Origin of the sequence: Streptomyces sp. NPDC056347, from assembly GCF_042262625.1 — a bacterium.
In the GTDB taxonomy this organism is placed as follows: domain Bacteria; phylum Actinomycetota; class Actinomycetes; order Streptomycetales; family Streptomycetaceae; genus Streptomyces.
Window position 1 is genome coordinate 25,018 of record NZ_JBHJQP010000069.1, and the last position, 12,138, is coordinate 37,155.

At 73.7% G+C, this 12,138-nt stretch carries 12 protein-coding genes; 8 read left to right on the forward strand and 4 right to left on the reverse strand.

Annotated features, from left to right (window positions below; genetic code table 11):
- The first annotated feature begins 42 nt into the window (after positions 1–42).
- A complete protein-coding gene (locus ACFCV8_RS17925) occupies positions 43–561 on the forward strand; it encodes a DUF4240 domain-containing protein (RefSeq protein WP_376686319.1) in 519 nt (172 codons plus the stop codon).
- Between the two features lie 13 nt (positions 562–574).
- Here ACFCV8_RS17925 and ACFCV8_RS17930 read toward each other — a convergent pair whose 3' ends face one another.
- Entirely contained in the window at positions 575–1,345 is a 771-nt protein-coding gene (locus ACFCV8_RS17930) for an SDR family NAD(P)-dependent oxidoreductase (protein ID WP_376686308.1), read from the reverse strand.
- 154 nt (positions 1,346–1,499) lie between these two features.
- Here ACFCV8_RS17930 and ACFCV8_RS17935 point away from each other — a divergent pair, with 154 nt between their 5' ends.
- Positions 1,500–2,135 (forward strand): TetR/AcrR family transcriptional regulator, encoded by a 636-nt coding sequence (locus tag ACFCV8_RS17935; protein WP_376686309.1) that lies wholly within the window; start codon positions 1,500–1,502, stop codon positions 2,133–2,135.
- A gap of 73 nt (positions 2,136–2,208) precedes the next feature.
- On the opposite strand, the gene ACFCV8_RS17940 is transcribed toward ACFCV8_RS17935, so the two are convergent.
- Both ACFCV8_RS17940 and ACFCV8_RS17945 read right to left on the reverse strand, forming a co-directional pair.
- A complete protein-coding gene (locus ACFCV8_RS17940) occupies positions 2,209–3,588 on the reverse strand; it encodes an SdrD B-like domain-containing protein (protein ID WP_376686310.1) in 1,380 nt (459 codons plus the stop codon).
- A gap of 137 nt (positions 3,589–3,725) precedes the next feature.
- Positions 3,726–4,253 carry a GNAT family N-acetyltransferase gene (locus tag ACFCV8_RS17945; RefSeq protein ID WP_376686311.1) on the reverse strand — a complete coding sequence of 176 codons (528 nt, stop codon included), beginning with the start codon at positions 4,251–4,253 and terminating at the stop codon, positions 3,726–3,728.
- A 95-nt stretch (positions 4,254–4,348) separates the two neighbouring features.
- Here ACFCV8_RS17945 and ACFCV8_RS17950 point away from each other — a divergent pair, with 95 nt between their 5' ends.
- Positions 4,349–5,248: a TIGR01777 family oxidoreductase gene (locus ACFCV8_RS17950; RefSeq protein ID WP_376686312.1), complete on the forward strand. Its 900-nt coding sequence runs from the start codon at positions 4,349–4,351 to the stop codon at positions 5,246–5,248.
- A gap of 239 nt (positions 5,249–5,487) precedes the next feature.
- On the forward strand, positions 5,488–6,789 hold the full coding sequence (locus ACFCV8_RS17955; protein WP_376686313.1) for an NAD(P)/FAD-dependent oxidoreductase: 1,302 nt from the start codon (positions 5,488–5,490) through the stop codon (positions 6,787–6,789).
- A 202-nt stretch (positions 6,790–6,991) separates the two neighbouring features.
- Here ACFCV8_RS17955 and ACFCV8_RS17960 read toward each other — a convergent pair whose 3' ends face one another.
- A complete protein-coding gene (locus ACFCV8_RS17960) occupies positions 6,992–8,662 on the reverse strand; it encodes a regulator (protein WP_376686314.1) in 1,671 nt (556 codons plus the stop codon).
- 262 nt (positions 8,663–8,924) lie between these two features.
- Between ACFCV8_RS17960 and lipB the strand changes: the two genes are divergently transcribed.
- From lipB to ACFCV8_RS17980, 4 genes are all read left to right on the forward strand, one after another.
- On the forward strand, positions 8,925–9,773 hold the full coding sequence (gene lipB / locus ACFCV8_RS17965; RefSeq protein ID WP_376686315.1) for a lipoyl(octanoyl) transferase LipB: 849 nt from the start codon (positions 8,925–8,927) through the stop codon (positions 9,771–9,773).
- A gap of 144 nt (positions 9,774–9,917) precedes the next feature.
- Entirely contained in the window at positions 9,918–10,880 is a 963-nt protein-coding gene (gene lipA, locus ACFCV8_RS17970; protein ID WP_376686316.1) for a lipoyl synthase, read from the forward strand.
- A 277-nt stretch (positions 10,881–11,157) separates the two neighbouring features.
- Complete coding sequence (locus ACFCV8_RS17975) at positions 11,158–11,367, forward strand: hypothetical protein (RefSeq protein ID WP_376686320.1); 210 nt, start codon at positions 11,158–11,160, stop codon at positions 11,365–11,367.
- Positions 11,368–11,386: 19 nt separating this feature from the next.
- On the forward strand, positions 11,387–12,094 hold the full coding sequence (locus ACFCV8_RS17980; protein WP_376686317.1) for a DUF4191 domain-containing protein: 708 nt from the start codon (positions 11,387–11,389) through the stop codon (positions 12,092–12,094).
- The last annotated feature ends 44 nt before the right edge of the window (positions 12,095–12,138 follow it).

Below are 12,138 nucleotides of genomic sequence, written 5' to 3' on the forward strand. Positions count from 1 at the left end.
CCGAATGCGCCGCTTGCCGCCAGGGCCGATGCTTGATCCGTGATGGACGAGACGGAGTTCTGGGAGATCGTCGACAGCACGCGCACGGCCGCCGAGGGCGACCCGGAGGACCAGGCCGAGCTGCTCGTCGAGCGGCTGGTGCGGCTCGACCCCGACGCGGTGCTGGACTTCGCCCGGCACTTCGAGGCCCGTTTCAACCGCGCCTACCGCTGGGACCTGTGGGGCGCCGCCGTCGTACTGACGGGCGGCACGGGCGAGGGCGCCTTCGACTTCTTCCGGTGCTGGCTGATCGGCCAGGGCCGAGAGGTCTTCGAGGGCGCCCTGCACGAGCCGGACGGGCTGGCCGGTCTCCTCGACGACTTCGACGAGGAGGTCGACGGGGACGGCGAGGAGCTCGGCTACGCCGCCGACGAGGCGTACGAGCAGCTCACCGGTGTGGTCGCGCCGGACCTCGGGCTGCCGCCCCAGCCCGCCGAGCCCCAGGGCGACCCGGTGGGCTTCGACGACGACGCCCTGGCGAAGCGTTTCCCCGGGCTCTGGGCCCGGTTCGGGCCCGGCTGAGAGGCCCTGCGGCTCAGAAGTGGGTTCCGCCGTCGATGCGGATCTCCGTGCCGGTGATGAACGCGCCGTCCCGGGAGCCGAGCATCGCGACGACACCGGCGACGGTGTCCGGGCTGGCGAAGCCCGTGCCGAGCGCCGGGGCGAGCTTCATGAACAGCGACATGTCGGCGTCGGCGGGCAGCCCCGGGCCGTTGCCGCTGGTCATGTCGGAGGAGATCGAGCCGGGCGCGACGGCCACGAACCGCACCCCCTGCTTGCTGTACTCGCTCGCCAGCGCGTGCGTCATCGACTGGATGCCGCCCTTGCTCGCCGCGTACGCCGACATGTACGGGTGCGCGAAGCTCGCGGAGGTGGAGGAGAAGTTCACCACGGCGGGCTCGTTGCCCTCGATGAGCGCCGGTATCGCCTCGCGGATCATCAGGAACGTGCCCGTGAGGTTGACCGCGATGATCTTGTTGAAGAACTCCAGCGAGGTCTTGTGGGTGTGCTCGGAACGCAGGATTCCGGCAGCGTTGACCAGGACGTCGAGCCCGCCGAGGGTCTCCACGGCGGAGGCGACACCGGCCTGGACGGCGGCCTCGTCCGCGATGTCCAGGACCAGGGTGGTGAGGCGCCCGGCGGTGCCGTTCGCCGCGGCGGTGTCGTGGGTGCCCCTCAGTCCGGCCTCGTTGACGTCGGCCGCGACGACCCGGCCGCCCTCGGCGAGGACGCGGTGGACGGTGGCCTGACCGATGCCGGAACCGGCTCCGGTGATGAGTACGCGGCGGCCTTCGTAGCGGTTCATGTCTGTCTCTCCGATCCCGGTGACTGCTGTCCCGGAGCGTCTCGACGGCGCCCCGATGGCGTCTCGATCGATGTCCACCGTACGCCCAAGTGGCACGTTTTGCCACGACGGCATTTCGCGCACACTGCTTCCCTCGCCGGGTAATCTCCTGGGAATGAGCACCGAGCCGACGCAGCCGACCCTCACCGAGCGCCGCAAGGCCGCGACCCAGCTGGAGATCGCCCGCGCCGCGGCCGCGCTCTTCGCCGAGCGGGGGCCCGACGGCACCACCGCGGAGGACATCGCGCACCGGGCGGGCGTGGCGCTGCGCACCTTCTACCGGTACTTCCGCTCCAAGCAGGACGCGGTGGGCCCGCTGCTCTCCGGCGGTGCCGAGCGCTGGCGGTCCCTGCTGGCGGCGGCCGAGCCGGGGGACGCGCTCGCCGGGGTGCTGGAACAGGCGGTGACCGAGGCGTTCCGGATGCCGGGCGAGGACGCCGCCGAGCAGCTCGGCTGGACGCGCGGGCTGCTGCGGGCGGCCGCGCAGGACCCGGCGCTGCGCGCGGTCTGGTACCGGGTCAACCAGGATTCGGAGGAGCGGCTGCTGCCGGTGCTGGCCCGGCTGGCGGGCGAGGCGGCGGACCCGCTGGAGGTCCGGCTCGCCGCGGCCGCCGCCACGGACGCGGTGCGGGTCGCGCTGGAGTCCTGGGCGGCGACGGACGCGCCGGCGACCGGGCCCGGCTCACCGGCCGAGCTGGCCGTCCACTGCCTGCATCAGCTCATGGGCGGCATGCGTCTGTTCACGGGCTGAGGGGCGGCCGCGCCGGGTCCCGGCCGGTGCACGGGCCGGGACCGGGCCCGCGCGAGCGGGACACGGCTGTCGTTCACCAGTTCCCGTGCTGGTGGGGGTGGGCCGTCGGCTTCGGCTTGTCGTGGTGGTGGGGGTGGGCCGTCGGCTTCGGCTTGTCGTGGTGGTGGGGGTGGGCCGTCGGCTTCGGCGCGGGTGCGTGTGTGGGCGGAGCGGTCGGAGGACATGTCACGGTCGGCGACGGCCTCGGCGGCAGCGTGGGAATCGGGAAGACCGGGGGGATCGACACGATCGGCGAGGGGAGCGGCGGCACTTCTGGAACCGGCGGGATCGACACGACCGGCGAGGGGAGCGGCGGCACTTCTGGAACCGGCGGGATCGACACGACCGGCGAAGGAAGCGGCGGCACCTCCGGAACCGGCGGGATCGACAAGGTCGGCGAAGGCGTGGGGACGGCACAGGTCAGTGCCAGATCGGCGTCGGTGACGCTGTTTCCGTCACTGGTGTCGGCCGCGCGGGTGCTGGTCGGCGGGGAGTAGTCGGCCGAATCGGTGCTCACCTGGTAGTGGCCGGGAGCCAGGTCGGTGAAGCTGTAGTGCCCCTGGTCGTCGGTGGTCGTGGTGACGGGCCGGCCGTCGGCGCCCGATACGGGCTGCCCGTTCTCGTCCAGGAGTCGCACCTCCAGTCCGGCGGGCGTGCCGCAGTCGGCGGTGACCTGCCCGGCGATCCGCGAGGACAGCGACGAGGTCCACAGCTGGTAGACGGGGAAGCCGCTCTGCTTGGTGAAGGTGAGGGTGATGCTGGAGACCGGCACGGTGGGCTGGAACCAGCCGGAGGCACCCTTGGTGTCCACGCCGTTGCCGACCAGGGTGCTCGTGGCGGGGTCCCAGTTCGGTACGTCGGTGTCCGTCCCGGCGGCCCCGCACTCGGACGGCTTCGGTGCGGACTCGCAGTAGTTGAAGGCGCCCTGCCAGCCCAGTTGGTCGGTCGTCAGGGGCTGCCCGTCCGCGCCCGTCGCGCTGACCCGGACGCTGTCGGCGTCGATGTCGCCCAGGGTGAACGCGAAGGTCCCGGCGTTCGTAGGATGCTCGAACGTGAGGGTCGTCGTAGACGGCGCCGTGCCCGCGGCGGTCCGCAGAGTGACGTACTCCTTGTCCTGCGACGTGCCGTACCGCTGCCCGACCGGCGTGCCCGGTCCCAGAAAGGCCGAGGCCCCCGACGCCACGGTCGCGGTGGTGCTGTCGGTGGCCACCGCCGCGGTCGGGAAGTCGGTGAGCGGGATGCTGACCGTGCCCGTGGTGCCGCTCATCGACCAGTCGCCGTACGCCGACGTCGCGTCCGCGTACGCCGCTCCCGGCGGCCAGCACAGCACCGCGGCGGCCAGCACGCCGGTACAAGCGGTCCGGGCGACGCTGCGGACAGGGACACCTCTGCCGAAAAACCCCAGTGCCGTCATGCCGCAACCTTCACGTCACGGCCCGCGGCTTCGGCCGGGTCCGGGCTCCGACACGCCGACGTTCAGCCGATCGTCCTACCGGACGCGCGCAGCCCGCCCGGCACCGGCCGCTGCGGCGCTCCTTCGGGCCGGCCCGGTCACGGGGCGAGGGAACGGCCCATCAGTACGTCGTCGACGTAACGCCCGTCCAGGAAGAACTCGCCGGGCAGCACGCCCTCGACGGTGAACCCCTCGGACTCGTACAGGGCGCGCGCGGGCGTGTTGTGCCCGAGGACCCGCAGGGTGATCCGGTTCGCCCCGTCGTCCCGCGCCGTCGCGCAGGCGGCGCGCAGCAGGGCCCGGGCGATGCCACGGCCGCGCGCCCAGCCGGCGACGGCGAGGCCCTGTATCTGGCGGACATGGGAGTTGCAGGCCAGCGGGGTGGGCGGGACCAGCCGGATGTACCCGGCCGGGCGCGGCTCGTCCGCCCCGTCCCGGGCCTCGGCCACCAGGAAGTCCTCGGGACCGTGCCGGTCGTCGAAGAAGGGCGGGTGGGGCGGCTGCGGCCGGGGCATGACGGCGTGCAGGGTCGACCAGGTGGCGCGGTCCAGTTCGCCGAGCGCGGCGTCGTCGGAGAGGGCGGCGGGGCGGACACGGCAGGCAGGGTGCAGGTGGTTCTCGGGCATGCCCGCCACTGTGTCAGACACGGCCGGACCGGAACGGCCCAATTTCCGCGCGCCCCGGGTGGGCCCGGCGGGGCCGCCGGGGGCAGGATGGGCCCATGGTGCACTCGCGTATCGCTGTGACCGGAGCGTCCGGACTCGTCGGAGCGGCGCTGGTGCGTTCGCTGCGCGCCGACGGGCTGGAGGTCGTACGCCTGGTACGCCGCCCCGCCCGGTCCGGCGACGAGGCGGAGTGGGACCCCCGGCGCGGCTACGTCGACGTGGCGGGCCTGGTCGGCTGCGACGCCGTCGTCCACCTCGCCGGGGCCGGGGTCGGCGACCACCGCTGGTCGGAGGCGTACAAGCGGGAGATCCGGGACAGCCGGGTGCTGGGCACGGCCGCGATCGCCGAGGCCGTCGCCTCCCTGGACCCGGCGCCGGAGGTGCTGGTGTCCGGTTCGGCGATCGGCTACTACGGCGACACCGGGGACCGCGCCGTCGACGAGAGCGCCCCGGCCGGCGAGGGTTTCCTGCCGTCGGTCTGCGTGGAGTGGGAGGCCGCCACGGCCGCCGCCCAGGAGGCCGGCGTACGGACGGTGCACGCGCGCACCGGGCTGGTCGTCGCCCGCGAGGGCGGGGCCTGGGGGCGGCTCTTCCCGCTGTTCCGGGCGGGGCTCGGCGGCAGGCTGGGCAACGGGCGCCAGTACTGGAGCTTCATCGCGCTGCACGACGAGGTCGCGGCGCTGCGCCACCTCCTGGACACCGGTTCGCTGTCCGGCCCGGTGAACCTGACCGCGCCCGCCCCGGTCACCAACCGCGAGGTGACGGCCGCGATGGGGCGGGTGCTGCACCGCCCCACGCTCCTCACCGCCCCGGCCCCCGCCCTGCGGATCGCCCTCGGGGAGTTCGCGCAGGACGTGCTGGGCAGTCAGCGGGTGCTGCCGGGGCGGCTGCTGGAGTCGGGCTTCGTGTTCGCCTTCCCGGGAATCGACGGGGCGATCCGCGCCGCCCTGCGCTGAGCGCCCCCCACGGGTGCGCCGCCCGCCGCACCGAATCGGACAGACATGCGACCCCGTGCAACGGTGCCCCGGGTGCGCGCGACTGCGTCCGCGCCCGCCGCACTCCTAATCTCCCAGTAGTGCCGCCGAACTGCCGCCCCCGGGCGCCGGTTCGACGGCACGGCCTGGCGAACTCGGGCATTCCGGGGGCCCGTCGGAGCCGCGGCCCCCGGCGGTCGCGCCGACTCGGGGAGGGGCACATGCTCAGTACGGCACACCACGCGGACGTCGTCATCATCGGAGCCGGAATCGCCGGCCTGTCAGCCGCCCACCGGTTGACCAGCGCGGGACTGACCGTCAGCGTCCTGGAGGCGGGCCCCCGGGTCGGCGGCCGGATGACCACCGCCGAGGTGGACGGCTTCCGGCTCGACCACATCGGCCCGCTCCTCACCACCGCCTGTCCACAGCTGCGCATCACGCCCGGCCTCGAAGGGCTGGTGCTGCGCACCTTCGCCCCGGACGTGCTCGTCCACAGCGAGGGACGCCAGTACCGCACCGGCGACGTGCGGGGCGCTCGGGGCGCGCTCAGGGCAGCGCGCGCCCTCGCGAGCGCCCCCCGGCCGCCGATGGGCGGGCCGATCGACCAGGCCCGGCTGGCCGCCGCCCTGTCCCGGCTCGCCGCGACACCGGCCGCCCGCATCCTGGCCCGGCCCGAGCAGTCCGCGCTCGCCGCCCTGTCCCACCGCGGCCTGCCCGCCCGTACGGTCAACGGCTTCCTGCGCCCGCTGCTCGCCGCGCTGCTCGCCGACCCGGGGCTCACCACCTCCAGCCGGTGCGCCGATCTCGTACTGCGCGACTACGCGCGCGGCAGGCTGTGCGTGCCCGAGGGCGGCTCGTCCACGCTGCCCGAACTCCTCGCGGCCGCGCTGCCGCCCGGCACCGTGCGTACGGGTGTGCATGTCACGGCCGCCGACATCACCTCGGTCCGCACCGAGGAGCACGGGGAACTGGGCTGCCGCTCCCTGCTGGTGGCGACCGGCGCGGGCGCCGCCGCCGAGCTGCTGCCCGGGCTCAGGGCGCCGTCCTTCCACCCGGTGACGGTCCTTCACCACACCGCCCCGGCTCCCCCGCCGACCGGGACCGCCCTGCTGCTGGACGCCGACCGCTCGGGCCCGGTGGCGCACACCGCGGTGATGAGCGCGGTCGATCCCACGCGCGCCCCGCGCGGCCGTACGCTGATCAGCTCGACGGTGCTCGGCACCCCGCCGCCCGGACTGGAACGCGCGGTCCGCACCCATCTCGCCACGCTGTACGGCATCCGCACCGACGACTGGGAGCTGCTGGCCGTCCACCACGATCCCGAGGCGGTCCCGGCGATGCCCGCCCCGCACGACCTGCGCCGCCCGGTGCGGCTGCTGGCCGGTCTCTACGTGTGCGGCGACCACCGCGACACCAGCACGGTCCGGGGCGCGCTGCACTCGGGGCGCCGCGCCGCCGATGCCGTCCTCGCCGATCTGGGAGTGCGTCCGGTGAGCGGGACGCCGCTGCCCGAGGCGGCCTGACCGGAGGGGAACACCAAGCTCGCGGCTCCGGCCCGGTGGGTTCTGTGGACCCGGCCCGGAGCCGCGCTCGAACAGCCGGGGCGCACCGGCGGGCGCCCCGGCCCGTCCCGGGGGCCGGCACGTTCCGAAGACCCGGCCGGACCGGCGCGGAGGCCCGGCACGACCCGGAAACCCGGCCCGTTCCGGAGGCCCGGCCGCGGTCTCAGCCCAGCGCGGCCACGCGGTCGCGGTAGCCGCGCACGGCGGCGGCGTCCCGGTAGGGCTCCAGTCGCCGCTCGAATTCCTGTACGTACTCCGTGGCGCGCACCGACCGCATCTCCGCGGCCTGCTGGGCGGCTTCCACGCCGAGCGCGCACGCCTGGTCGAGCTCGCCGAGCCCGAGCCGGGCGGAGGCCAGCACCACCCGGCAGAACAGCCTGCTACGGGCGTACGCCGGGGCGCGCAGCTGGAGCGAGCGCTCCGCGTACTGCGCCGCGGCCCGGTACTGCTGGAGGTCCCGGTGGCAGTGGCCGAACTCGTCGGCGAGCTGGGCCTCGTCGAAGTGCCGTGCCCAGTGCGGCACTTCGTCCCCGGGCCGGGCGATGTCCAGCGCGCGTTCGGCCCGCGCCAGCGAGGTGGTGCAGGCCCTGGTCTCGCCGAGCACCCCGTGGCCGCGCGCCTCGACGGCGTGCAGCAGGGCCTGGACCACGGGCGGCGCCGACGAGCCGACGCCCTGCTGGGCCACCCGGGCCAGCTGCACGGCCTCCCTGCCGTGGCCCAGGTAGACCGCCTGGCGGCTCATGGTGGTCAGCACATAGCTGCCGTAGGCGCGGTCACCGGCGGCCTGGGCGAGCCGGAGCGCCTGGACGAAGTACCGCTGGGCCAGGCCGTGGGCCGCGATGTCGTACGAGGTCCAGCCGGCCAGCCGGGTCAGGTCGGCGGCGGCGGCGAAGAGTCTGCGCCCGGTCGCCTCGCCGTAGGTGCCCCGGAGCATGGGTTCCGCCTCGTGCTCCAGGTAGCGGACGAGCGCCTGGCGGGCGTGGCCCCCGCCGTAGGCGTGGTCGAGGGTACGGAAGAGCTCGCCGACCGAGCGCAGGGCGGCCACGTCACCGCCGCTGACCCGCTGGCCGGAGTCCCGCTCGGAGTGCCGCTGGCGGGGCAGGTCGAACCCCTCGGGCAGTCCGGGCACGGAACCGGGGGCCTGCGGAATCGTAGGGGCGGCCGGCGGCGCGGGCGGCCGGACCGTCCGGGCGGGCACCGCCCCCCGTGCGCCGGGCGTGTTTCCGGGCGCCCCGTACGGGCCGTGCGCCCCCGGCGCCGGGCGTGCCCCGCCGTGCCCGCCGGGGCGGGGAGCGCCACCGGGCCCGGCGCCCTCCGCCGCCCCGCGCGCCCCCGGCGCCCCGCCCGTCGCGCCGGACCCCCCGGGCGCGGGGCGGCCGCCCCGGCCCACCGATTCGTCGGCCCGGCCGATCAGCCAGTCCCTGCTGGGGACCACCAGCCCCGCCGGGGTGAAGGCGATCTTGCGCAGTTCCGTGTGGCTGCCGGAGTCCTTCCGCCACAGCCCGCTGACGATGTCGACCGCCTCCGCGGGCGTGGCCGCGAACTCCAGACCGGCGTAGACCGGGGCGCAGGCGTCCAGACCCAGGTCCTGCGCGGAAAGCCTGCGCCCGAGCCGCCGGGTGAAGACCTCCGCGATCAGTGCGGGGGTGGTGCCGCGCGGCTGCTGGCCGCGCAGCCAGCGGGTCACGGAGGTCTTGTCGTACCGGAGGTCGAGGCCGTGTTCGAGGCCGAGCTGGTCGACCCTGCGGGCGAGACCGGCGTTGGAGAAGCCGGCCTCGGTGATGAGCGCGGCGAGCCGGCGGTTGGGGGTGCGCTGCGGAGGTCGTTCCGACATCAGCTGTACGGTCTCCTGCCTTCCGGGCCGGGCGGGCAGCCCTTGGGGAACGGCGCGAATTTAGCGGCCCCCGCACCGGTCACAGCCGCCTTAGCTTCACTTTCATCCGATCGTGTGAGGATTGAGGGCGGCGCTGACGGGAAGACCTGCCGGGCCGCCGCCCGCGAACCGGTCGTACAGTGGCCGAGGGCGTGAATCAGTGCATGGTGACGCGGCTCCGGGCACCCCGCCGCCCGCGCACCACAAGAGGAAGGCATCTGTCGTGGCTGAGCTTCGGTTCGTCCGGCTGGGATTCGGTGAGGAAGCCGTCGACTACCAGGAGGCCTGGCAGAAGCAGCGCGAGGTGCACGCGGCCAGGTTCGAGGACACCGTCCCGGACACCTGCCTGCTGGTGGAGCATCCGCCCGTCTACACCGCCGGTCGGCGCACGGCCGACAGCGAACGCCCCCTGGACGGCACCCCCGTCATCGACGTGGACCGCGGCGGCAAGATCACCTGGCACGGCCCCGGGCAGCTGGTGGGCTACCCGATCCAGAAGCTGCCCCGCCCGGTGGACGTCGTCGCGCACGTCCGCCGCCTGGAGGAGGCGCTGATCCGGGTCGCCGCCGAGTTCGGCGTGGAGACCACCCGGGTCGAGGGCCGCAGCGGGGTCTGGGTGCTCGGCGACCCGGTCGAGGAGCGCCCGGCGATCGGCGGACTCTCCCTCGACTTCGACCCCCGGCTCCAGGACGAGGAGTTCGACGCCCGGCTGAACGGCCCCGAGTACGCCCCGTCCAACGCCGGGCAGCGCCGCGAGGACCGCAAGCTGGCGGCGATCGGCATCCGGGTCGCCAAGGGTGTGACCATGCACGGCTTCTCGTTCAACGTGAACCCGGACAACACCTGGTTCGACCGGATCGTGCCGTGCGGCATCCGGGACGCGGGCGTCACCTCGCTGGCGTACGAGCTCGGCCGCGACCTCACCATCGCCGAGGTGCTCCCGGTCGTCGAGAAGCACCTGCGGGACGTCCTGGAGAACGCGGAGCCCGCACCGCGCGCCGTCGAGCGCCCCGCGGACGCTCCGGCGGGCACCGCGGCCGATGCCGCCACCGATGCCGTGGCCACGGCGTGACGGTCGGATCACGCGGCCGGGAATAGGCCCCGCCTGCCACAGGTTGGCCGGACGTAAAGCCGTGTGAACCACGGGCGTACCCTGGTGTCCGCCGAAGAATCCAATGAAGAATCCAATGCAGTGAAAGCAAAGGGGAGTGCCGGAGTGTCCGCTGTCGCACCCGACGGGCGCAAGATGCTGCGCCTGGAGGTCCGGAACAGCCAGACCCCCATCGAGCGCAAGCCCGAGTGGATCAAGACCCGGGCGAAGATGGGCCCCGAGTACAACCAGCTGCAGAAACTCGTCAAGAGCGAGGGTCTGCACACGGTGTGCCAGGAAGCCGGCTGCCCCAACATCTTCGAGTGCTGGGAGGACCGCGAGGCCACCTTCCTCATCGGGGGTGACCAGTGCACCCGGCGCTGCGACTTCTGCCAGATCGACACGGGCAAGCCGCAGGCGCTGGACCGCGACGAGCCCCGCCGGGTCGGCGAGTCCGTCGTCACGATGGACCTGAACTACGCCACCATCACCGGCGTCGCCCGCGACGACCTGGAGGACGGCGGTGCCTGGCTGTACGCGGAGACCGTGCGCCAGATCCACGCGCTGACCGCCCAGCGGGAGGCCGGCCGCACCAAGGTCGAGCTGCTGATCCCCGACTTCAACGCGGTCCCCGAGCAGCTCGCCGAGGTCTTCTCCGCCCGCCCCGAGGTGCTCGCGCACAACGTGGAGACGGTGCCGCGGATCTTCAAGCGGATCCGCCCCGGCTTCCGCTACGAGCGCTCCCTGGAGGTCATCACCCGGGCCCGCGAGGCCGGCCTGGTGACCAAGTCCAACCTGATCCTCGGCATGGGCGAGACCCGCGAGGAGGTCAGCGAGGCGCTCCAGGACCTGTACGACGCGGGCTGCGAGCTGATCACGATCACCCAGTACCTGCGCCCCTCGGTGCGCCACCACCCGGTGGAGCGCTGGGTGAAGCCGCAGGAGTTCGTGGAGCTGAAGGAAGAGGCCGACGAGATCGGCTACTCCGGTGTGATGTCCGGGCCGCTGGTCCGGTCCTCGTACCGCGCGGGCCGTCTCTTCCAGCAGGCGATGGACCGTCGTGGCGCCGCCGCGACGCCCGCGGTGTGAATCGCGGCACAGGAGACCACTGATCGGTCATGGCCGGTACGAAGCGGTCCGTACGCTCCCCGCAGGTCCGGGGAGGGTACGGACCGCTTCGGCGTGCGCGCCCGCCGGATCGGGGTTTTCATTGGTGTTTGACCGTCCGGTCACACGCTGGTAACACCGAGCAGTGACGCTGGGTGCGCACGACGCGCGGCACGGGCCCGGACGGTCCGGGCCGCCGGGCCGGCGCGAGCCGCCCGCACCGCCCATTCCGCACATCCGCTCCGAGGAGATCTCCACGATGCAGGCCGTGCCGGTACGCGCCACCGCCCTTCCGTCCGTCACCGCCGCCCTGCGCGCGGTCGAGTCGCTGGTCCTGGCCGGCGGGCAGCGCACGGCCCGCCGCAACGCCTGGTCCGCCGTCCAGGAGGACCGGCGCCGGGCCAAGGACAGGGTCGAGGCCGAGTCCGTGCTGTCCGTACTGGAGGCCGCGGCGGACCGGCGTTCCTGAGCCACGTAAACTTCTTCATATGGCGAGGAAGGCAAAGACTGAAGGCGCGGACAGCGCCGAGAACGCGGGGCGGCTCAAGCAGATCGCCCTGACCTACAAGATGGCCAGGAAGAGCGATCCGAAGATCGGTCTTGTCGTCGCGGGCGTGGGAATCGTCACCTTCGGCGTCCTCCTCGGGATCGGTTTCGCGATCGGTCACCCGGTGTACCTGGGCATCCTGGGCTTCGTACTGGCCCTCCTCGCGATGGCGATCGTCTTCGGACGGCGTGCCGAGCGTGCTGCCTTCGGGCAGATGGAGGGGCAGCCGGGCGCCGCCGCGGCGGTGCTGGACCGAGTGGGCCGCGGCTGGACCACGACCCCCGCGGTCGCGATGAACCGCAGCCAGGACGTCGTCCACCGCTCCGTGAGCAAGGCCGGCATCGTGCTGGTCGCCGAGGGCAACCCGAACCGGGTGAAGCCGCTGCTCGCGTCCGAGAAGAAGAAGATGGCGCGCATCCTGGTCGACGTACCGGTGCACGACATCATCGTCGGCAACGACGAGGGCCAGGTGCCGCTCAAGAAGCTGCGTACCAAGATGCTCAAGCTGCCGCGCGTACTCACCGGCCCGCAGGTCACGGCGGCCAACGACCGGCTGCGCGCGATGGGCGACCTGATGAGCAACATGCCGCTCCCCAAGGGCCCCATGCCCAAGGGAATGCGGATGCCGAAGGGCGGAAAGACCCGCTGAGGCGCGTTCTCGCGAAGCAACGGTAGAGAGGCGGGGTGCGAAAC